We start from the raw sequence: 20,005 nt of genomic DNA, 5'->3' as shown, positions 1-20,005 counted from the left end.
AGTCACCTACGCCATCCACCCCGTCGCCGGCCGCATGCCCGGACACATGAACGTCCTGCTCGCCGAGGCCAACGCCCCCTACGACCAGCTGCGCGACCTGGACGAGAGCAACGCGGAGCTGCCGCGGACGGACGTCGCGCTGGTGGTCGGCGCCAACGACGTCACCAACCCGGCCGCCCGCCGGCCCGGCAACCCGGTCTCCGGCATGCCCATCCTCGACGTCGACAAGGCCAAATCCGTCATCGTGCTCAAACGCTCCCTCGGACACGGCTACGCCGGCATCGACAACGAGCTCTACACCGACCCACACACCGCCATGCTCTTCGCGGACGCCAAGGCCGGACTCGCGTCGCTGCTGACGGCGCTGCACGCGTACGCGCGCTGACACGCGGAACGGCCGGCGGCCCGAGGGTCGCCGGCCGTTGCTGGCAAGGGGTTTCACTCCACGGTGATGGCGATCTGCTTCCCGTCCGGCTGGGGCTCGGTCAGCGGCACCGTGATCTCCAGGATGCCCTTGCGGTAGGTGGCCTTGATCGCGGACTCGTCGGCGTTGCCCGGCAGGCGCACCGAGCGCTGCACCGATCCGTACCGGAATTCGCTGCGGTGGCGGGCGGTCTCCTCCTCACGGCGCTCCGCCTTCACGGTCAGCACGCCGTGCAACGCGCTCACCTGCACGTCCTTCTCCGGGTCCAGCCCGGGCAGCTCGGCGCGCAGGATGTACTCCTGGTCGGTGAGCTTGTCCTCGAAGCGGATCGGTGGCATCGGGCGTGGGAAGTCGAGCTCGATCCAGTCGGTCATGTCGCCGAACAGCCGCGGCAACAGGGAACTCATTTCCTGCCTCCCTTCCTTTCCTTCTATCTCCATCCGAGCGCGGGACCGCGGCCCCGGTCAGGGCCGGACGGCCCGTCGTCAGGGCCGGTCGGTCCCGCTCCGTCTGCGCCCGTCGTCAGGGCCGATCGGTCCCGCTCCGTCTGCGCCCGTCGTCAGGGCCGATCGGTCTCGTGGGACGGAGTGCGGATCTCCACGGCGACGGCGCGGGCCCAGGCGCGGACCCGTTGCGGGTTGCGGAAGTCGCCGGCCTGCCCGTCGCGCGCGAGCTGCTTGGCCACGTGCCCGAGCCAGCCGTGCGCCTCGGCGGTCAGCCGGCCGCCAAATGTCACGTGGGCCCGGGCCGGCAGCTCGCGCAGCGCGGTGCAGGCGTGCGGTACCGGTGGCGGCTGGCCGGTGTCGGCCGAGTCGTCCAGCGGCCCACTGCTGAACAGCCAGACCGGGCGATCGGCGAAGCAGCCGGCGAAGCGGTGCACGAACCGGCGGACGTCGAGATGCCAGCCGTAGCCGTACAGGGCGGACCCGAGAATCAGCGCGTCGTAGCCGGCGACGTCGGTGACCTCGGCCGCCGGCATCAGGCGCACCGCGAGGCCGGCGGCTCGCAGCTCGCCGGCGATCCACTCGGCGATCTCACCGGTGCCGCCGCCCGTCGTTCCGAACGCGACCAGGACCGTCATGGCGTTCCCTTCAACTCACCAGGAAGACCGGGCAGTGCGCGTGCTGGACCACCGCGCGGCTCACCGAACCGAGCATGCCCGCGGGCATGCCACCCGGACCGTGCCGCCCGACCACCAGCGCCGCCGCCCCGGCCGACGCCTCGACCAGCGCGGCAGCCGGATCATCGGCCACGAACCGCCGGTGCATCCGCACCCCACCGAAGATCTCGACCCGCTCCACCCGGGGCGTCCGCCCCGCATGCAGCAGCACCAGCTCGCTGCCACGCAGCCTGGCCTCACCATGCCCGAAACCGACGACCGGACTGTCGTCACCATCCACCCCGACCACGATCGGACGCGCGGCGAACCCGGGCCCCGGCGGCCAGCCGGGAATGCGCACAACCATCACCACACCGCTGTGGTCGACCGCCACCCGCTCACCCACACTGACCCCGAACACCGAACTCGCCGCGCCGTGCCGATGCCCGACCACCACCAGACCCGCGTGCCGCCCCTCGACCAGCAACCGCGACGCCGCCGCACCGGTCACAATCCGGCTGGTCACGGCGACCGTCGGGGCACAGGCACGCACCCGCTCGGTCAACCGCTCCAGCAACCGGGCACCGGCGTCCTGGGCAGACTGACGGGAACCCTGCACATGCACCATGCGCAGATCCCAGCCGCGCAGCTCGGCCTCGATCGCGGCATGATCGACAGCGGTGTGGCTGATCGGGCTGTCGTCCACACCCACCAGCACCAGACCGGTCTTCGCGACCACACCCGACGGCACCCGGCCGGGCACGGACGCGCCCGGGTCGTCCGGGTGGTGGCCGAGTACACCCAGGTAGCGGTTGACCGCCCCGCTGTATCGACTGGTGCCTGGATAATTCTGCCGGGAATCCCGCTCCGTGCGGAGCCTGTCGAGGTCACTCATGGCCGACCTCCCTGGACCGTTCCTCTACCACCATCACAAACCCCAGGCCCGCGTCCCGGCCAGGGCCGATGGTCCCCACCGTCTACGGTGCGCGGTCCGGCAGCAGTACCTCGGACACCGGCCGCCGGGGGGAACGGCCGGCGACCTTGCCGTACCCCACCCGCAGAACCATCTGCGCGTGCAGGCCGGTCGCCGCGTCGGAGAGCTGCTTGCGCACCTCGGGCACCTCGACCGGCTGGCTGATCGGCGTGGTGGCCAGGTTCTGCCAGGTCGCGGTCAGCAGCACCCGCTGCAGCGCCTGCCCGGCGCGCAACCAGTCCGGCCGCCGGTCCCCGTCGGTCGAGAGGACCAGAATCGTCGGGTACGGCTCGAACGGCTCCACCGGCCGCCGCAGTTCGGACAACTCGCCGAAGTCGCGCACCGGCACCGCCTCGAGCGCGTCCCACGGCCCGACGGCCCAGACCGGCACCCCATCGTGCCGGGGCCGGTAGCCGGTCCAGCGATCCAGTTCCTCGCGGTAGCCGGGCCGGTCCCGCAGCCGGCGACCGGCCTCGAACGCCATCGCCATGATCTGGTCACGGCCGGCCGGGCTCGCCACCGTGAGCACGGCGCCCTCCCGGCGCGCCGCGTCGACGAGATGGTGCAGCGCCTCGGGCGGCACCGGTGTCTGCGCGAACGGCCGGCGGTTGGTGTGCCGGTGCGGGATCGCCTCGGCCAGCGCCTCCGTCGCGGGATTGACCGCGACGGGCCGCCCGCCCACGACGCGGGCCACCAGATCGGGCTCGTCCGGGCGGGGGAAGGTGGTCAGCTCGACGTGGTAGCCGGCCCGCTGGATGGCCAGGCGCAGCGTGAAGACGGCGGCGCCCAGGCTGATCAGCTGCTCGCGCCCGGCCGGGTCGACCACGTCGAGGCGGCGCGCCGGATCGGCGTACACCTCCACCGCGGCACCCTCGATCCGGAAGCGCCAGGGCTGGCTGTTGTGCAGCGACGGCGCGGTCGTCGCCGTGTGGACACAGTCGACGAGGGTATTTCGCGAAGGCCGAACCGTGGTCGTATTCATCGCTCCTCCTCACCGACAGTGATCTACCTCCACCACACCTCGGCCGGTCACGCCCGGCCAGGGCCGGTGGTCCCGCCCGCCACGGGACCTTCTCCGCTGGCGGACCGGAGCGGAGCGGACGGACGCTGCGGACATGGCCACCATCACGGTCCGCGATCTCGCCCGCTCGTACGGCGCCGTGCGGGCGGTCGACGGCATCACCTTCTCGGTCGCCGAGGGCGAGGTGTTCGCCCTGCTCGGCCCGAACGGCGCAGGGAAGACCACCACGGTGGAGATCCTCGAGGGCTACCGCGGGCGGGACACGGGCACCGTCGAGGTGCTCGGCTTCGACCCGGCCACCGGCGGGTCGGCGTACCGCGAGCGGATCGGTGTCGTGTTGCAGTCCGCCGGGTTCGAGGAGGAGTTCACCGTACGCGAGCTGGTGCGGCTGCAAGCGGGGCTGTACCCGCGGCGGCACGACCCGGACGAGCTGATCGACCTGGTCGGGCTGGCCGACAAGCGGAACACCCGGGTGAAGGGTCTCTCCGGTGGACAGCGCCGCCGGCTCGACCTCGCGCTCGGTCTGGCCGGGGCGCCCGATCTGCTCTTCCTCGACGAGCCCACCACCGGCTTCGACCCGGCCGCCCGGCACCACGCCTGGGATCTGGTGGCGAGCCTGCGGGACCTGGGCACCACGATCCTGCTGACCACGCACTACCTCGAAGAGGCGCAGCGCCTGGCCGACCGGGTGGGCGTGCTTCGCTCCGGCCGGCTGGTGGCCGTCGGCACCCCCGAGGAGCTGCGCGCCGCCAGCGACCTGCCGACGAAGATCAGCTTCCGGCTGCCGGGGAAAGCGGCCGCGACCGACCTGCCGAAGCTCAGCACGGTGCCCCGGCCGGCCGGCGACCGGCTGGTGCTGGCAAGCCGCGAGCCGGTGTGGGACACCTGGCGGCTGACCGGCTGGGCCGCGAGCCACGACGTGCCGCTCGCCGACCTCACGGTCGCGCCGCCCAGCCTCGAGGACGTGTACCTGACCCTGACCGGGGAGCGCGACGATGACCGTTGACGTGCTCCCCCGCGCCCGTCCGCCCGCCGCGGTGACCCGGGTGCGCGCCTTGCCCGCGCTGATCCGGCACGCGGTTCACGCCTTTCTGCGTAATCCGGTCGCCGCGTTCTTCACGGTCGCCTTCCCGCTCACCTTCCTGATCATCGTGTCGTCGATCGTCGGTAACGAGACGACCCCGGCGGGCGTACCCGTCGCGCAGTTCCTGGTCGCGCCGTTCGCGGTCTTCGGGGTGGCCGAGGCATCCTTCACCGTGCTCGCCGCGGACACCGCCGCTTTGCGCGAGAACGGCGTGCTGGCCCGCCAGCTCGTCGCGCCGGTACCGATCCGGACCGTCCTGGCCGCGCGGATCGCCGCCGCGATGCTCGTGTCGGCCGCCACCGTGCTGCTGCTCACGGTCGTCGGCGTGGCCGGGTACGACGTCGCGATCGTCTGGCGCAAACTGCCCGCGATGCTGGTCACCCTGCTGCTCGGCGCCGCCTGCTGCGCCTCGCTCGGCCTGGCGCTGGCGGCCCTGGTCCGCACCGCGCGTGCCACCCAGGCCCTCGCCCAAGCAATCCTGATCGCGTTGGCGTTCATCTCCGACGTATTCATCGTCGGTGCCGACCTGCCACGATGGCTCGCCGCGACCGGCTCGGCGTTGCCGCTCAAGCATTTCGCCCGGGCAATGGCCGAGACCTTCCACCCCGGCGGCGGGTACGGCTTCTCGCCGGGGCACCTGGCCGTCCTGGCGGCGTGGACGGTGGCCGGCGCGTTTCTTGCCGTACGGCGTTCCGACTGGCGGCCGCGCGGATCGTCGCGCGCCCGGCCGCCCGCGGAGCCGACGGTCCGCACGGCCGCGCGACTGTCGCCGCCGACGCTGCCGCCCGGCCGGCGGCGGGCCGCGTCGCTGGCCGGCCAGATCCGGTACGCGTTGGTCGGCCTGAGCCGCGATCCGCTGGCGGTCTTCTTCGCCGTCGTCTTCCCCACGTTGCTGCTGGTGCTGTTTCCGGCGGTGTTCGACGACGCGCACGTGCACGGACTCGCCATGGCGCAGTACCTGTTCGCCGGCATGCTGACCTACGCCGCCGCGGTCGCGGGCTACGTCGACCTGCCCGAAGGCGTGGCGGCCGCCCGCGCCGCCGGAGTCCTCAAACGACTGAGCGGCACACCACTGCCGATGCGCCGGCACCTGGCCGGCCGGGTGTGCGCGACCCTGCTGACCGCGCTGCTCGCGGCCGCCGTGCTGGCCGCGGCCGGGGTCGGCTTCCTCGGCGTACGCGTCCCGGCCGGGCACTTGCCCGCGGTGCTGAGCACGCTCCTAGCGGGCGCGCTCTGCTTCGCCTCGCTGGGTCTGGCGGTCGCGGCGCTGCTGCGGTCGGCCCGGTCGCTGGTCGCCGTCACGCTCGGCACGCTGCTGCCGGTCTGCTTCGCCTCCGAGGTCTTCGTGGTCGGCGACCGGCCGCTGCCGGCGGCGCTGACCGCGGTCGCCGGTCTGTTCCCGCCCCGGCACCTGCTCCAGGCGCTGCTCACCGCCACCGCGCCGGACGCCGCGGGAAGCGGTTTCGCCTGGGGACACCTCGCCGTCCTCGCGGGGTGGACGGTCGTCTGCCTGCTCGTCGTCCGCCTCCGGAGGCTTTGGTAACGCGAGAACGCGACCTCCTGCTCTGAGCCCCCGGCAGGCATCCACCCGACGATTGGGGAGGGCCATCGAGACGCGGCCGGCGGAGGTGTGCCATGTCCGAGCAAACCCACCCTGCAATTCCCGGCGCTGCCCGAGCAGCCGCCGACGGCCCGACGCCCCTTGGCGCGCCCTGGCGACCACCGCCCTTACCGCCCCACCGTCAGAGCTCCCGTCGGTCACCGAGCAGGACGGCGCCGGTCAGGGCCAGGGCGATGAGGGCCAGCGTCACCGCGAGACCCGGCAGGTAGTCGCCGGCGGGCCGGCCGGCTGTGACGTCGGCAAGGGCTCCCAGCAACCCGGTGGGCAGCCACCTGCTCGTCTGGGTCGCGCTGCCGAGGACGCCGGTGAGCAGGAGCACGATCAGCGCGCTTCCGGCCGCCGCCAGCACGCTGCGCACGAGGGCGGCCATGAACGCCACGAGCGCGACGGCGAACGCCAGGGACACCGCGCCGTAGGCGATCCCCGCCAGCATCGCACCGGCCGGTGGGGCGCCGAGCAGCACCGTGGTCTCGTACCAGGCGCAGGCCGACCCGACCAGCAGGCCGGCAACGGCGCCCGCGGTGGTGGTCCCGTACGCCGGCAGCACGATCGAACGCACGCTGGACACTCGCGTCCGCAGGAAGACGGCCATCTCCCGGCGCGCGTCGAACGCCAGCGCGGAGGCGGCGACCAGCACCACGACGAGCAATCCGATCTGCGATGCGTTGCTGACGAACTGTGCGATGCCGTCGGCCGGCGTGGGCTCGGGAAACTGCACCTGAACACCCTCGGTGCCGACGGCGCGGAGGATTTCGGCGAGGTAGCGGGCGGTGAGCGGACCCGCGAGGCCGAAGAACGCGTACGTGCAGAGAAGCGCGACCAGGCGCCGGGTCCGCGCCAGCCGCAGCCACTCCAGCCGCCACAGGGTCATGAGGTCAGCTCCAGGAAGACGTCCTCCAGCTCGGCCTCCCGCGGACCGACGCTGATCACCTTCGCGCCGGCCTCGGCGAGCACGCCGGCCAGATGGGTCTCCGCCTCGTCCAGCGTGCGCACGCCGATGACCAGGCCGGCCCCTTCGGGCCGTACCGAGGTCACCCACGGCTGGCGTCGCAGCAGCGCCTCGGCCGGGTCGGTGCCGCTGCGCAGACGCAGGTGATAGGCCGGTGTCGCCCGCCCGACGAGCAGCTGCTCCAGGCCGCCCTGAAAGAGCAGGCGGCCGTCGCGCAGGATGCCGATCCGGTCGCAGACCTCCTGCACGTCGGCCAGGATGTGGCTGGAGAAGACGACGGTCGCGCGGTCGCGCAGCCGGGCGATCAGGTCGAGCACCTCTCTGCGCCCGGCCGGGTCGAGGGCGGACGCCGGCTCGTCGAGCAGCAGCAGCGACGGTTCACCGACCATGGTGGCGGCCAGCCCCAGCCGCTGGAGCATGCCGCGCGAGTAGCCGCCCACCCGGCGAGCCGCGGCGTCGGTGAGGCCCGCCTCCGCCAGCACCTCGTCCACCCGGCCGGCGGGCGTCCGGGCGGCGAGGTGGGCCGCCAGCTCGACAACTTCCCGGCCGGTCAGCCAGGGATCGAACTGCGGTGTGTCGGGCAGGGTCGCGACCCGATCGCGGTCCACGTCGAGCCGGATCGATCCACTGGTCGGACGCCGCAGTCCGGAAAGGACACCCAGCAACGTCGTCTTGCCCGCACCGTTCGGGCCGACCAGCCCGTACACCGAGCCGGCCGGTACGGACAGGTCGACACCGTCGAGAGCGGCGTGCGGCCCGTAGCGTTTCACCAGCGCCGAGGTCTCGACGATCATCGGTGGTCCCGGCCGACGAACAGGTAGACGATCCCGCCGAGCGGGATCGAGATGACGCAGATCAGCGCCCAGGCCCACTTGGGCAGGTAGCGCACCTCGTGGCGGGACAGGTCGTACAGGCAGTAGCCGACGAAGGCCACGCCGAGCAGAACCAACGGCAGGAGCGCCGCAGCAGTGTCGCTCATGGCCCGGATGGTAGCCGCGACCAGGCGCGCATCGATACGTGCCATTCGGCCCTTCCCTGCCGTGGCCGGCGGGCGGACGGTGACGGGATGACGGATGTCGAGGCCTGATTCTGGAGGTGCGATGGCTCGATACGGATGGCACAACGCCCGGGTCCTGATCGCCGCCGCGGCAGTCATGGTGACGCTGGCGTGCAGCTCGGCGGAGAGCGGCCGGGCATCGTCCGCTGTTCCATCGGCGTTGCCGGCGGGCGGCACCGGCACGGTGGAGATCGGCGGCCGGCAGGTCACCGTGCACGTCCCGCACTCCTACGACCCGGCCCGGCCCGCGCCGCTGGTCGTCGCGTTGCACGGATACACCTCCAACGCGAACGAACTGGAGGGATACCTGCGGCTGACGCCCGAATCGGACCGGCGAGGATTTGTCTACGCCTATCCGGACGGCTCGACCGACGATCGGGGCGACCGTCTCTGGAACGCCACCGACGCGTGCTGCGCCTTCTCCGACCCCAAACCTGACGACTCGCGCTACCTCAGCGAACTGCTCACCACGATGCAGAGCTCGTACCGGATCGACCGCGCCCGCGTCTACCTGATCGGCCACTCGAACGGCGGGTTCATGACGTTCCGGATGGCCTGCGACCACGCCGACCAGATCGCCGCGATCGTCTCCCTCAACGGCGCCACCTGGAACGACACGGCACGGTGCCGGCCGTCCGAACCGGTGAGCGTGCTCGCCATCCACAGCAGCACCGACGAGACCGTCGCCTTCGACGGCGGCGACATCAACGGCGTCGCCTACCCCTCGGCGGCCACCACGGTCACCCAATGGCTGGGCTACGACCGGTGCACCGGAGCCGGCCGCGATGCTCCCCGCCTCGACCTGGTCACCGACCTGCCGGCCGCCGAGACGGCGGTACGCACCTACGTGCAGGGCTGTGCCGACGGGTCGACCGTCCAGAGCTGGACGATAAACGGTGGCACCCACGTACCGCAGCTGGGGCCCGCCTTCGCCCCGGCCGTAACGGACTTCATGCTCTCCCGGTCCAAGCCCACCCGGTAGCTCCCGGCTCGCCAGGCCCGTCGTCGACAGCGGGGACGGGCCCGGTGGTCCGGTCCGTCCCCGGGTCGCGTCATCCCGGCTGGACGTCTCGCCGGGTGAACCGGGCGAGACCGGCCCAGGTGAGCATCGCCGCGGCGGCCGTCATGACAATCAGCGGTGTCCAGGTCATCCGTTCGGCGGGCAGGATCGGTGTGGCCGAGAACGGCAGCACGTCGAGCACCCAGCCCGGCAGGTGGAGCGCGTCGCCGATGAGCATGACGATCCAGAGGGCCGCGACGATGCCCCAGGTCACCGGGATCGCCACGCGGGGCAGATAGCCGAACAGCAGCACGGCGAGCCCGGTGAGCACCATGACGGCCGGCCAATATGCCAGGGCCGCCCCGGCGATCCGCGGGCCCTGCGAGGCGTCACCGATCGTGGCCCCGTACCCGATGCCGAGCAGCCCGCCACCGACGGCGAGCAGCGCCGCGGCGCCGACCGTCGGGATCAGCAGGCGTTCGAGCACCCATCGGGTCCGCGACAGCGCGCCCGCCAGCTGCGGCTCGAGGATCCCGCTCGCCTCGTCCGCCCGCAGCTGCGTGGCGGACTGGACGGCGAAGACCGCGACGATGAGGGCGATCAGCCCGGCCATCAGCCCGAGCAGCGCGGCGACGCCGGTGCCGTGCATGATCGCGGAAACGTTGCTGCCGGCGTCGGCCAGCAGGTCGTTCATCTGTTTGACCACCGACCCGAGCAGCAGGGCGCCGAGCACCGCGGCGATGGTCCAGCCGATGATCGGGCCGCGCTGCAGGCGAAGCGCCAGGCCGAGCGGCGTCGCATAGCGTTGGGGTGCGTCGACCCGCCCCGAGCGCTGCGGAAGCAGGCCCGCGCCGTGGTCGCGACGCGCCTCGGCCCGCCAGGCGACGGCGAGCAGCACCCCGGTGAGCGCGACGAGCAGCGCGAACGGCCACCACCGGTTGGCACCCCACGGGGCCATCTGTTGTCCCCAGCCGATGGGCGACACCCAGGTGAGAGCCCCGTTGCCGAGGTCGCCGACCATCCGCAGGACGTAGCAGGCGACGATGACGATCGAGCCGAGGGAGTTGGCGCCGCGGGAGGTCGAGGACACCTGCCCGGCAACGGCGGCGACGCCCATGCCGAACAGCCCGACGCCGGTCACCGAGGCGCCGATCACCCAGGAGCCGATCGTCCCGGCGCCGGCGGGGTCGAGGCCCAGCCCGGCGGACGCCAACGCCACGAACAGTCCGATGGCGACGCACAGCGCCGCGTTGACCAGCCACGAGGCGACGGAGTACGCGTGCAGGCCCAGCATCCGCGAGCGCAGCAGCTCGGTGCGGCCCACCTCCTCGTCGGCCCGGCCGTTACGGGTGACGAGGAAGACGACGCCCAGCGCGAGGGTGAGAACGCAGGTCATCCAGATCTTGGTCCACACCGCCCCGCCCAGGGTGGCCGGCGCCGCCGCGAGGCCGGTGAGCGCCTTGATGCCGGGCGAGTCGGACAGCTTCGCGAAGTCGTCGAGCGCCTGCTGCGTGGTGAACAGGCCCTTGTAGTACTCGCCGACGTAGGCGAACAGGCCGACGATGACGACGAACCACACCGCCAGCCGTACGCGGTTGCGACGCACGACCAGGCGGACCATCGTGCCCAGCCCGGCCAGGCCATCGGCCGGAGGACGGCGGACGTCGACGGGCGCCAGGACGCTTGCGGCCTGCGGCAGCGGCGCCTGGGCGGCGGTCATTTCTCGGCCCCGTTGCCGAGAGCGGCGAGCTCGTCGCTGTAGTGCCGCAGAAACAGCTCCTCCAGCGACGGCGGGTTCGCCACCAGTGAGCGCGGGTTCAGCCGCGCCACCCCGGCCAGGACCGCCGGCAGCTGATCGTCGTCGACCGCGAAGGTGACGTGACCGTCGCTGGTCGCGACGTTGTGGACGCCGGGCAGGGCGGTCAGGCCGTCCGCGCCGCCGTCGAGAACGACCGTCACCTGCGTACGCGTCAGGTGCCGCAACTCGGCGATCGAGCCGGACTCCACCGTGACGCCCTCGCGAATGATCGCCACGCGGTCGGCAAGCTTCTCCACCTCGGCGAAGATGTGGCTGGACAGCAGCACCGAGCGGCCCTCGGCCTTGACCTCCCGGATCGACTCGGTGAAGGCGGCCTCCATGATCGGGTCGAGGCCGCTGGTCGGCTCGTCGAGCAGCAGCAGTTCCGCCCGCGACGCGAGCGCGGCGACCAGCGCGACCTTCTGCCGGTTGCCCTTGGAGTACGCGCGGGTCTTCTTGCTCGGATCGAGGTCGAAGCGCTCGAGCATCGCCTTCTTGCGGTCGCCCTCCAGCGGGCCGGAGAGCCGGCAGAGGATGTCGATCGCCTCGCCGCCGGTCAGGTTGGGCCACAGGGTGACGTCGCCGGGGACATAGGCGATCGAGCGGTGCAGCCGCACCGCGTCGACCCAGGGGTCACCGCCGAGCACCGTCGCCCTGCCGCCGTCGGCGCGCAGCAGGCCGAGCAGGACGCGGATCGTCGTCGTCTTGCCGGAGCCGTTGGGCCCGAGGAAGCCGGTCACCTGTCCGACCGGGACCCGCAGGTCGAGCCCGCGCAACGCGGCGACCTGGCCGAAGCGCTTCTGCAGGCCCTCGACCTCGACGGCCAGCTCACTGCTAGGCATGCGTCATTCCTTTGTTCGATCGTGGAGATAGGTCAGGTAGTTGTCGAGCACCGTGCGGTCGGCGAGAAAGCCCTCGGTGAACAGCTCGAGGGTGGGCAGGATCTGGTCCTGCCGGCCGGCCTGGATCGAGGCGATGAACTCCTCGGGCGTCCGCCCCGGGGAGGTCACGAACTGCACCAGGAGCGCGCCCAACGTCTGGTAGGTCAGGTAGCGCAGCCGCGCCTCCTCGTCGCGCGACGGCTTGACCATGCCGGTCTCGACGCTGTACGCCATGACGCCGCGCGCGTTGTCGATGATGCGCTCCAGGAAGTCACGCGCCGGCTGCCCGCCCGCGTGGATCGCGCGCAGCATGTAGACGACGAGGCTCGCGGCAAAGCCGGGCGCGATGAGGTAGTCGATGAGGTGGTCGGTCGGCCGCTCGACCGCGTCGATCTTCACCGCCGTGTACTGCCGCAGGACCTCGGCGTCGCACTCGGCCCGCAGCCCCTCCTTGGAGCCGAAGTGGTGCGTGATCAGCCCCGCCGAGACACCGGCCCGCTTCGCGATCGTACGGAAGGAGGCGTCGAAGCCCTCCTCCGCGAACGCCGCGATCGCCGCGTTCCGCAGCTGCGCGCGCGCCGTCAGGTCCGCCGTCGGGTGCCCGCCGGGCGCCCATGCTGAACACATGACCAGCAGGCTATACACCTGCCCAACCGCGGGGTAGGGCCTTTGGTCCCGGAGGCCGGATCAGGCAGGTGCCCGGAAGGGCTTCACCGAATGGTCAGCGTCCCGTACGCGAACGTGTCGTCGGTGGTGTAGGTGATCCGCGCATACGTCCGGAAGCTGTCCGTTCCGGGGGCCGCCGCCGTCAGGGTCAGGGTGATGCCGGCGGTGGCGCCGGGTGCGAGCGACTGGATGCCGCAGTAGATCAGGTGGTGGAGGTTGCGTGGCGTGCAGCCCGGTGTGCCTCGCACGCTCGTGAAGACCTGGTCGGCATATTGGTAGTCGTCCAGGCCGAGCGAAGCGGCGACGGGTGACGCACTCGTGTTGGTCGCCGTCGCGACCACGATCACCTGGCCACCGACAGCGGTGACCGAGGGGGTGATGGTCAGCCCGGCTGTCACGGGGCCGGCGGTGCTGGTGGCCGCCGCCGACGCGGGCGCGGCGACGCCGGCCACCAGGATCACCGCCGCCGTCGTCAATGCGATGCAAGTGCGGGCAAGAGCCATACCGGTTCACCCCGTCGTGAATGGACGATGTGGGCGAAGGGTAGCGCCGGAAAATCGGAGAATTCCAAGATTCCGGGTTGGGCGTCAGGCCGAACCGGCGAGCCAGACACAAACCTGATCGTGCACCGCCGGATGGTTGAGGGGTCGAAGTGATGTACGCCGCCGAGGTGGCGGCCGTTGCCGGAGGGGAACGGCAGCCGCCGCCGGTCGCCCTGGCCCGCGGCGCTGTTGAACGGGACGAACAGGTCGCCGACCAGCGCGGCCAGGGTGTCGTCCTGGCGGGCGCCGACAGTGGCGCCGATGAAGTAGTGGTTGGCGTGCGGGAGGAACGGCACCTCGGTGCAGACGTCGCGGGGCAGCGCGGCCGGATCCGCAGCACACCAGTCGTCTTCCACCAGGGCACCATGAGCCAGGTCCTGGACCCCCGCGCTGCGTCGGGTGAGCAGCTCCCCGATCGGCCGGCTCTCCGGGAAAAGGGCCAGCAGCCACGCCGCCGTGTGCACGCCCCGAGCCAGCGGCGCGCCAAGGTGCGGGGTACCGAGGAACACGACGTGCCGCACGGCCGGCACCCACCGGTGCCCGGCCACCGCCGCCTGCTGCCCGGCGCTGCGGATCACCAGGCCACCCATCGAGTGGCCGATCAGCGTGATCTCCTCCACCGCGACCGGCCAGCCGGCGATCAGATCCTCGAGCAGGGCCGCCAGCTGCCGCCCGTTGTCGGACACGTGCAGGCCCGTGTTGTACCGCAGATAGACCGGGGTGTACCCGAACTCCCGTCGCAGCCGTGAACCCAACGTCGTCCCGACCGCCCCATGATGCCGGCGCGCGGCCAGCGACCAGTACTCCTCGGTCTCGCACAAGCCGTGGACAAACAAAGCTATCCGCGATGTCGCGGCCGGAAAGGCTGCACCCAGCGCCTCCGCCGTCGGCAGGACATCCGAGCCGCGGGACCGGACCGCCATCGGCGTCGCCAGCACCGGGTGTTGCTCACTGAGCGTGTCACCCCAGATGCCGTTGACCATGGCGAGGGTTACCCGGCCGGCTCGACGGCCCGACAGCGGAGCCTGCTCCGGACGCCAGGCGTACCCCGCCGTCGTGCCGATCAGCCGCGGCACCACCGCGTGCGCCCCGCGGACGATCGCGTACACCCCGCCCGCGACGGCATCGTGCGCGACACCGACCGGCCGGCCCACCGGCCCGACAGCAGCGAAGACCCGATCGGCGATCGCCCGGTGGGTATCTCGCACCACACCGACGACGCCGGCCAGGACATCACCGACCAGCCGGCCGGCCGCACCGATCTCGCCGCCACCGTCCATCACAACACTCCGTCTCGTGCGGCTTCACTCTCAGCCTGCGACTTCACTCTCAGCCTGCGACTTCACTCTCAGCCTGCGACTTCACTCTCAGCCTGCGGCACACCGAGGACCGGCACCAGGGCCGTTGAGCACTCGTCCCGCCGAAGTCGTGCCTTTGGCCTCTGACCGGTCACGGCCCGGTGGGCTGTGCTTGGGGTGATCGCCCGGGAGGGCTTCCGCAGCGTGCCCGGGTTCCGCCGAGACTGCAGGAGGACGCCATGTCCGCGATTCTGGTGGTGTATGCCACCAAGAACGGCTCGACCCGGGAGGTCGCCGAGGCGATCGGCACGGTCGCCGCGGCCGAGGGCGCCGATATCGAAGTCGTGCCGGCGCACGCGGTCGTCGGACCGGTGGCACCCGCCGATCTGGTCGTGCTCGGCGCGCCGATCTACTCCGGTCGCTGGCATCGCGACGCCCACCGGTTCCTCAAGCGGCACCGCCGCGAGCTGGCCGGCGTGCCGGTGTCCGTCTTCGCCCTCGGTCCGCGCCGCGACGACGAGGTGGCCTGGCGGCGCAGCTGGGCGCAACTGCACCGGGCGCTGGCGAAGCGGTCCTGGCTGCACCCGGTGGCGGTCGGGCTGTTCGGCGGCGCCGACCCCGCGGCGCGCGGCCGGGCGGCGCGCGGCCAGGCGACCCGCGGCCAGGCGACCCACGGCCAGGCGACCCGCCGGGACCTGCGGGACTGGGCCGCGATCGGCGACTGGACCCGCAACCTCCTGGCGTCCGCGTCGACAATCGACCCGCACGGTGACCGGGCGGCATTCTCGCCCGGCGCGGGCCGTCCGAACTGACAGCCGAGCTCGCCGCCGGGGCTGGCGGGGGCGGCCCGCCCCGGCCCGGTCGGCCCGTCAGTGGCCGTGGTCGCCCGGGAACACGTACAGCTCGACGAGCCGGTTCCGGGCGGCCAGCAGCCGGTCGGCGACCACCGCGAGGAGGCGGCTCTCGAGCTCGCGCCCCAGTTCGGCGTCCTCGGCGATCAGCGAGCGGACGTGGGCTGCGTCGACCTCGACCGCCCGGATGTCGTCGGCGACTTTCGCACCGAACCGGTAGCGGTGCGGCGGGAGCAGCCACGACCAGCCCACCACCGAACCGGCGCCGAGGTGCTCGACGACGATGTCGCCGCGGCCGGGCACGCACATGTCGATCGCGACGTCGCCGGAGTGCACGAGCCACAGCCGATCGGCCGGGGTGTCCTCACGGAACAGTCGGAAACCGCTGACGTGATGCACCGGCCGGGCGTGCAGCGCGATCCGGTGCAGCCACCCGGCCGGCAGATCCGCGACGAACGGATGCATCACGAGAAGATCGAAGACCGACAACATGGGCCGCACTCCCTTCCTCCCGAGGCTAGAGAGCCCACGGCCCTCGTGAGCAGGGCCGGACGGCCCTGTCCGCGGGGACCGCCACGGGGGTCAGCTGGAGGTATTCCTTGGGAGGTGTCATGGACCGCTATCCCGTGCGGGTCGAGGCACACCGCGACGAGACGCCGAGCCGATGGCTCTGGCTCGTCAAGTGGCTCCTGCTGATTCCGCACTACTTCGCGCTGGCCGTGCTCTGGGTCGGCCTCCTTGTCCTCACTCTGGTGGCCTATCTCGCCGTGCTGTTCACCGGCCGCTACCCGGCCTCGATCCGCGCCTACAACACCGGGGTACTACGCTGGAGCTGGCGAGTCGGCTACTACGGCTACCAAGCTCTGGGAACCGACCGGTACCCGCCGTTCACGCTGGCCGACGTGCCGGACTACCCGGCGCGGCTGCGGCTGGACGCGGACGCGCCGTCGCCGCGCCGGTGGCTGCCGCTGGTGGCATGGCTGTTCGCCGTGCCGCATCTGATCATCCTGGGCGCGCTCACCGGCGCTACCTGGTCGTACCAGTCGGGCGACACCCGTACGGCCGTGCCACTGAGCGTGGTCGGGGCCGTGGTGCTGGTCGCCGGCTTCGCCCTGCTGTTCACCGGCCGGTACCCGGGCGGCCTGCATGACCTGCTGGTCGGCGTCGCCCGCTGGCAGCTGCGGGTGGCCGGCTATCTGATCCTGCTGCCCGGGCAGTACCCGCCGTTCCGGCTGGACCAGGGCGGCCCGGAGCCGGACCCCCGCCCCGACGAGCCAGCCCGTGCCGGGTCACCGATCGTTGCCCGGGCGCCCTCGACGGCCGGCTCGATCTTCGCCTTGGTCGCCGGCGTGTTGCTGCTGGCGCCCGCGATCGGACTGGGCGTCGGCGGCGGTGTGCTACTGGCGCTCGACGCCGGGCGGGACCGCGACGGCTACGTGACCAGCCCGTCCGTGGTGCTCAGCAGCACCACCGCGGCCGTCACGGCGGAGAACCTGGAGATCGTCGACCCGAGCGTGTTCACCAGTGGTCTCGCCGATGTCGGCGGGCTGCGGGTGAAGGTGACCTCGCCGACCGGCCGGCCGGTCTTCGTCGGCGTCGCCCCGCAGTCGTCGGTCGACGCCTGGTTGGCCGGCACCGCCCACGACGAGCTCACCGCAGTGACCGCGGGCTCGGCCCGCTACGACCGGGCGGCCGGCGCGACCCAGGCGGTCGCGAACCCGGCGGCCCAGCCGTTCTGGCTGGCCTCGGCGACCGGCCCGGGCACGGCGACCCTGCAGTGGAAGGTGACCGATGGCGAATACGCGGTGGTCGTGACGAACGCCGACGGCTCGCCGGGCGTCGCCGTCGACGCGCGCGGCGCCGTCCAGGTGCCACGCCTGGCCGTTCTCGGCGGCGGTCTGCTGACCGCCGGGATCGTGCTCGGCCTGATCGCGGTCGGCCTGATCGTCCTCGGCGGCGTCGGCCTGGGCCGCCGGCACACCGAACCGCCACCGGGGATCGGGCCGTCCGCGCCGACTCCACAGTCGCCGCCGGTACCCATCGGAACCTGACGCGGGTGTAGCGGAGCCCGCCCGCTGCGGCGGGCGGGCTCGAAGGCGTTGCGCTCATCCGATCGGGACGCGGGCCCGGGACGCGGCCGGATCGCGCATCCGGCGTAGCGGCACGCCCAGACCGTAGGTCAGGAAGTGCCCGGTCGGCCGGATCTCGAGGACCGCGCATCGGCTGCGCCGCTCCTCGGGAAGCAGCCGGACGAGATCGGGCAGACCGGCCAGCACCTCCGGGGAATGCACGACCGCGACGGCCGGGAAGCTGACGGTGGCCGGCGGGATCGGGAACAGCAGCGCGAGCAGGCCGCCGCGACGGATCGGGACGGTCACCGCCACGTGGCTGTCGGCGGCGATGTGCCGGGCCTTCCAGCTGTCCTCGGCGACCACGACGTACATGCGGTCGCCGGACATCGTGTAGACGACGCCGCTGGAGCGCGGCGCGCCGGCCGGTGTCACGTGGCTGAGCACCGCGAACGACGCGTGCGACAGCGCGTGCCGGATCTGGAGTGTGGTGGGTCGCCGGTGCGTGGTTGAGATCGACATGGGGCACCCCCTCCCTTCCAGGCGTACCGGTGCGGGTCCGCGCCCGGCAGGGCCGGAAGCTCCGGACGGCCGGGCCGATCGGCTCTGCTCGCGGACCGGGTCCGGCGAGGACGGTGGAGGGTAGGTGACAGAGAGGAGGCCGGCGATGAGCACTTCCGAACTGAAGGAGCCGGCCGGCGTGCCGGATCTCCGCGCCGAAGCGGTGGCCCGGCTGCGCAAGCGGCGGGACTTCGGAGCGCACGTCCTGGCGTACGTGCTGGTGAACCTCTTCCTGAACGGGATCTGGTGGGTGACCACCCCGGGCGGCTTCTACTGGCCGATCATCCCGATGCTGGGCTGGGGAATCGGCCTGGTGTTCCATGCCTGGGACGTGTACTTCGGATCGGCGCCGTCCGAAGAGGCGATCCGGCACGAGATGGACCGGCTCAGTCGGCACTGATCCCCCGCGAAGGTCCGAAGAGGACGGGCTGGACGACCCTGACCGCGTTAGCAAAATGGAGCTAACTTGCTAACAGAGGGAGGCGAGAGTCATGACAGCCACAACCACCAAGCCCGCCCGCGACACCGCGGCGCCCAAGGCGGTCGCCCATCTGGAGGCCCGTCGCGACCGCGGCCGCAAGTTCGGCCGGGAGATCGGCACGCTGGCGGTGAACGTGTACGAGCGCGGCGTCGCCGACTTCGTGGCGTTCGAGAAGGACGCCGCGAAGATCGCACCGTACCCCTGGATGAAGGACGCGTTCACCATGAGCGCCGGACTCATCGAGGACGTCGGCGCCGCCTACGTGCGGACGGCACGCCAGGTTCTGAAGTAGTCCACCACGAATCGGCCCGGGGGCTCAGCCCCTGGGCCGATCAACGTCCGCGGTGGCGACGAAGGCCAGGTAGACCTCGGTCAAGGCCTGCCGCTGCCGCGCGCTGAGCCGCGGGTCCGCGGCGATCGCGGCGAGCACGGCCGGCGGCGGGTCCCACTCCGGCCCGGCTTCGCTGCGCAGCGCGTCCGCGGTGGTCCGCAGCGAGCCGGCGATCGCCTGCAGCACCCGATCGGACGGCGCCCGCAGGCCACGCTCGATCTGCGACAGGTACGGACCGGAGATCCCGACCATCGAGGCGAACCGGCGGATCGGCACCTCGGCCAGCTCCCGCCGGCGGCGGATGATCTCGCCGAGGCCCGGCTGCACGGAGGACACCGGTCAGGCCGCCGCCGGGACGTCGCGCCGCAGCGCCGCGGCGACGGTGACCTGCGCGGTCCGCAGCACCTCGGCCCGGCGCCGGCCGTCCATCAGGTTGAGCCCGATCGCCGCCAGGTCGGCCGGACCGGGCATGACCACCGTGACCGGGGTGCCGGCCCGCTCGACCTTGCACCGTTCCCGGTCGAGCTGGGCCGCGAAGGCCTGGCGCATCGCCCGCTCGGCGCGCCAGGACGGGCGCACCGGTCGGTCGGTGTGCCGGCTGGCCATCGGGGCCAGCACAAATATCTCGTCGAGCCCCTGGTCGTGCAGCAGATCGAGGGAGGCCGCCGAGCGGACCCCGCCGTCGACGTACCGGCGGTCGCCGATTCTGGTCGGCTGGTGCCAGCCGGGAATCGAGCAGGAGGCGACGACCGCGTCCGGCAGCGAGGCGGGGAGCTCGCCGCGGCGGCCGAAGACGGCCCGCCGGCCGCATTCGTAGTCGACGGCGACGATCCAGGTGTCCCGCTCGGGCCAGTGCGTGGGATCGTCGGCGACCAGGGTTGCGACGTATCGCCGTAGCGTGTGGTGCTCGGACCGGCCCACCGGCAGGAAGGCGCTGGCCAGCACGATGGGGTGGACGCTGTGCGGAGCGAGCGCAGCGGTCGCCAGCAGGCGGGCCGAACCCAGCCGCAGCCTCGGCGTCGGCGGCAGGCGGCCGGAGTCAGACTCGAACTCACTCGCGCCGGGCAGGTGCTCGGTGCCCTCGCCGAGCTGGTGGGCGACCAGTTCGGCCGGGGTGAACCCGTGCCGCAGCGCGGCCGCCACGATGCTGCCCGCGCTGGTGCCGACGATCATGTCGACCTCGGCCAGCGGACGGCCGATCCGCTCCTCGACGGCGGCCAGACCGCCGATCGTCCAGGCCGCCCCGAGCGTGCCGCCCGCGCCCAGCACCAGGCCGAAGCGTTTACCGCCCGCCATGTC

Annotated in this window: 24 protein-coding genes; 8 read left to right on the top strand and 16 right to left on the bottom strand. The window is 72.5% G+C overall.

Annotated features, from left to right (window positions below; translation table 11 throughout):
- Positions 1 to 385: NAD(P)(+) transhydrogenase (Re/Si-specific) subunit beta (locus ODJ79_RS37930; RefSeq protein WP_263028519.1), on the top strand; the 385-nt coding region annotated here is incomplete at its 5' end.
- A gap of 53 nt (positions 386 to 438) precedes the next feature.
- Here ODJ79_RS37930 and ODJ79_RS37925 read toward each other — a convergent pair.
- The 4 genes from ODJ79_RS37925 to ODJ79_RS37910 all read right to left on the bottom strand — a co-directional run bounded on the left by ODJ79_RS37925 (position 439) and on the right by ODJ79_RS37910 (position 3,478).
- Positions 439 to 831 carry an Hsp20/alpha crystallin family protein gene (locus ODJ79_RS37925; protein WP_263028518.1) on the bottom strand — a complete coding sequence of 131 codons (393 nt, stop codon included), beginning with the start codon at positions 829 to 831 and terminating at the stop codon, positions 439 to 441.
- A 152-nt stretch (positions 832 to 983) separates the two neighbouring features.
- On the bottom strand, positions 984 to 1,505 hold the full coding sequence (locus ODJ79_RS37920) for a flavodoxin domain-containing protein (protein ID WP_263028517.1): 522 nt from the start codon (positions 1,503 to 1,505) through the stop codon (positions 984 to 986).
- A gap of 10 nt (positions 1,506 to 1,515) precedes the next feature.
- The gene (locus ODJ79_RS37915; RefSeq protein ID WP_263028516.1) at positions 1,516 to 2,418 is read right to left on the bottom strand and encodes a universal stress protein; all 903 of its coding nucleotides are present in this window, start codon (positions 2,416 to 2,418) and stop codon (positions 1,516 to 1,518) included.
- A gap of 82 nt (positions 2,419 to 2,500) precedes the next feature.
- Positions 2,501 to 3,478, bottom strand: coding sequence for an Acg family FMN-binding oxidoreductase (locus ODJ79_RS37910; RefSeq protein ID WP_263028515.1), 978 nt, complete (start codon positions 3,476 to 3,478; stop codon positions 2,501 to 2,503).
- 133 nt (positions 3,479 to 3,611) lie between these two features.
- Here ODJ79_RS37910 and ODJ79_RS37905 point away from each other — a divergent pair, with 133 nt between their 5' ends.
- Positions 3,612 to 4,523: an ABC transporter ATP-binding protein gene (locus tag ODJ79_RS37905; RefSeq protein WP_263028514.1), complete on the top strand. Its 912-nt coding sequence runs from the start codon at positions 3,612 to 3,614 to the stop codon at positions 4,521 to 4,523.
- A complete protein-coding gene (locus tag ODJ79_RS37900; RefSeq protein ID WP_263028513.1) occupies positions 4,513 to 6,144 on the top strand; it encodes an ABC transporter permease in 1,632 nt (543 codons plus the stop codon). The genes ODJ79_RS37905 and ODJ79_RS37900 overlap by 11 nt, the downstream gene beginning before the upstream one ends.
- Before the next feature lie 199 nt (positions 6,145 to 6,343).
- Here the strand turns inward: ODJ79_RS37900 and ODJ79_RS37895 are convergent, their stop codons facing one another.
- Genes ODJ79_RS37895 through ODJ79_RS37885 form a run of 3 tightly spaced genes read right to left on the bottom strand, consistent with a single transcriptional unit; the run spans position 6,344 to position 8,150 of the window.
- Positions 6,344 to 7,093 (bottom strand): hypothetical protein, encoded by a 750-nt coding sequence (locus ODJ79_RS37895; protein ID WP_263028512.1) that lies wholly within the window; start codon positions 7,091 to 7,093, stop codon positions 6,344 to 6,346.
- Positions 7,090 to 7,965: an ABC transporter ATP-binding protein gene (locus ODJ79_RS37890; protein WP_263028511.1), complete on the bottom strand. Its 876-nt coding sequence runs from the start codon at positions 7,963 to 7,965 to the stop codon at positions 7,090 to 7,092. Before ODJ79_RS37890 ends, ODJ79_RS37895 begins: the two co-directional genes overlap by 4 nt.
- Positions 7,962 to 8,150, bottom strand: a complete 189-nt coding sequence (locus ODJ79_RS37885; RefSeq protein WP_263028510.1) for a PLD nuclease N-terminal domain-containing protein — start codon at positions 8,148 to 8,150, stop codon at positions 7,962 to 7,964. The genes ODJ79_RS37890 and ODJ79_RS37885 overlap by 4 nt, the downstream gene beginning before the upstream one ends.
- 121 nt (positions 8,151 to 8,271) lie before the next feature.
- Here ODJ79_RS37885 and ODJ79_RS37880 point away from each other — a divergent pair, with 121 nt between their 5' ends.
- On the top strand, positions 8,272 to 9,210 hold the full coding sequence (locus ODJ79_RS37880; protein ID WP_263028509.1) for an alpha/beta hydrolase family esterase: 939 nt from the start codon (positions 8,272 to 8,274) through the stop codon (positions 9,208 to 9,210).
- Positions 9,211 to 9,280: 70 nt separating this feature from the next.
- Here the strand turns inward: ODJ79_RS37880 and ODJ79_RS37875 are convergent, their stop codons facing one another.
- The 5 genes from ODJ79_RS37875 to ODJ79_RS37855 form a co-directional block, all read right to left on the bottom strand.
- Complete coding sequence (locus ODJ79_RS37875; RefSeq protein WP_263028508.1) at positions 9,281 to 10,948, bottom strand: ABC transporter permease; 1,668 nt, start codon at positions 10,946 to 10,948, stop codon at positions 9,281 to 9,283.
- Positions 10,945 to 11,868, bottom strand: coding sequence for an ABC transporter ATP-binding protein (locus ODJ79_RS37870; RefSeq protein WP_263028507.1), 924 nt, complete (start codon positions 11,866 to 11,868; stop codon positions 10,945 to 10,947). Before ODJ79_RS37870 ends, ODJ79_RS37875 begins: the two co-directional genes overlap by 4 nt.
- A 3-nt stretch (positions 11,869 to 11,871) precedes the next feature.
- Positions 11,872 to 12,534, bottom strand: coding sequence for a TetR/AcrR family transcriptional regulator (locus ODJ79_RS37865; protein WP_263028506.1), 663 nt, complete (start codon positions 12,532 to 12,534; stop codon positions 11,872 to 11,874).
- Positions 12,535 to 12,617: 83 nt separating this feature from the next.
- Positions 12,618 to 13,076: a hypothetical protein gene (locus ODJ79_RS37860; protein WP_263028505.1), complete on the bottom strand. Its 459-nt coding sequence runs from the start codon at positions 13,074 to 13,076 to the stop codon at positions 12,618 to 12,620.
- Positions 13,046 to 14,395, bottom strand: a complete 1,350-nt coding sequence (locus ODJ79_RS37855) for an esterase/lipase family protein (RefSeq protein WP_263028504.1) — start codon at positions 14,393 to 14,395, stop codon at positions 13,046 to 13,048. The genes ODJ79_RS37860 and ODJ79_RS37855 overlap by 31 nt, the downstream gene beginning before the upstream one ends.
- 257 nt (positions 14,396 to 14,652) lie before the next feature.
- On the opposite strand from ODJ79_RS37855, the gene ODJ79_RS37850 reads away from it, so the two are divergent.
- Positions 14,653 to 15,225: a flavodoxin domain-containing protein gene (locus ODJ79_RS37850; RefSeq protein ID WP_263028503.1), complete on the top strand. Its 573-nt coding sequence runs from the start codon at positions 14,653 to 14,655 to the stop codon at positions 15,223 to 15,225.
- A 57-nt stretch (positions 15,226 to 15,282) separates the two neighbouring features.
- On the opposite strand, the gene ODJ79_RS37845 is transcribed toward ODJ79_RS37850, so the two are convergent.
- Positions 15,283 to 15,756 (bottom strand): Crp/Fnr family transcriptional regulator, encoded by a 474-nt coding sequence (locus ODJ79_RS37845; protein ID WP_263028502.1) that lies wholly within the window; start codon positions 15,754 to 15,756, stop codon positions 15,283 to 15,285.
- A gap of 119 nt (positions 15,757 to 15,875) precedes the next feature.
- Between ODJ79_RS37845 and ODJ79_RS37840 the strand changes: the two genes are divergently transcribed.
- Positions 15,876 to 17,315, top strand: a complete 1,440-nt coding sequence (locus tag ODJ79_RS37840; RefSeq protein ID WP_263028501.1) for a DUF4389 domain-containing protein — start codon at positions 15,876 to 15,878, stop codon at positions 17,313 to 17,315.
- A gap of 54 nt (positions 17,316 to 17,369) precedes the next feature.
- Here the strand turns inward: ODJ79_RS37840 and ODJ79_RS37835 are convergent, their stop codons facing one another.
- The gene (locus ODJ79_RS37835) at positions 17,370 to 17,855 is read right to left on the bottom strand and encodes a pyridoxamine 5'-phosphate oxidase family protein (RefSeq protein ID WP_263028500.1); all 486 of its coding nucleotides are present in this window, start codon (positions 17,853 to 17,855) and stop codon (positions 17,370 to 17,372) included.
- A 145-nt stretch (positions 17,856 to 18,000) separates the two neighbouring features.
- Here ODJ79_RS37835 and ODJ79_RS37830 point away from each other — a divergent pair, with 145 nt between their 5' ends.
- Together ODJ79_RS37830 and ODJ79_RS37825 are read left to right on the top strand one after the other, a co-directional pair.
- Entirely contained in the window at positions 18,001 to 18,294 is a 294-nt protein-coding gene (locus ODJ79_RS37830; protein ID WP_263028499.1) for a 2TM domain-containing protein, read from the top strand.
- A 91-nt stretch (positions 18,295 to 18,385) separates the two neighbouring features.
- A complete protein-coding gene (locus ODJ79_RS37825; protein WP_263028498.1) occupies positions 18,386 to 18,667 on the top strand; it encodes a hypothetical protein in 282 nt (93 codons plus the stop codon).
- Between the two features lie 24 nt (positions 18,668 to 18,691).
- On the opposite strand, the gene ODJ79_RS37820 is transcribed toward ODJ79_RS37825, so the two are convergent.
- Both ODJ79_RS37820 and ODJ79_RS37815 read right to left on the bottom strand, forming a co-directional pair.
- A complete protein-coding gene (locus ODJ79_RS37820; RefSeq protein WP_263028497.1) occupies positions 18,692 to 19,033 on the bottom strand; it encodes a helix-turn-helix domain-containing protein in 342 nt (113 codons plus the stop codon).
- Between the two features lie 12 nt (positions 19,034 to 19,045).
- Positions 19,046 to 20,002 carry a patatin-like phospholipase family protein gene (locus ODJ79_RS37815; protein ID WP_263028496.1) on the bottom strand — a complete coding sequence of 319 codons (957 nt, stop codon included), beginning with the start codon at positions 20,000 to 20,002 and terminating at the stop codon, positions 19,046 to 19,048.
- Positions 20,003 to 20,005 lie beyond the last annotated feature (3 nt).

It is taken from the genome of Actinoplanes sp. KI2, from assembly GCF_025630775.1.
GTDB lineage: Bacteria > Actinomycetota > Actinomycetes > Mycobacteriales > Micromonosporaceae > Actinoplanes.
The sequence above is the reverse complement of the archived record's forward strand: the minus strand, read 5'-3'. Positions and strand labels throughout refer to the sequence as shown.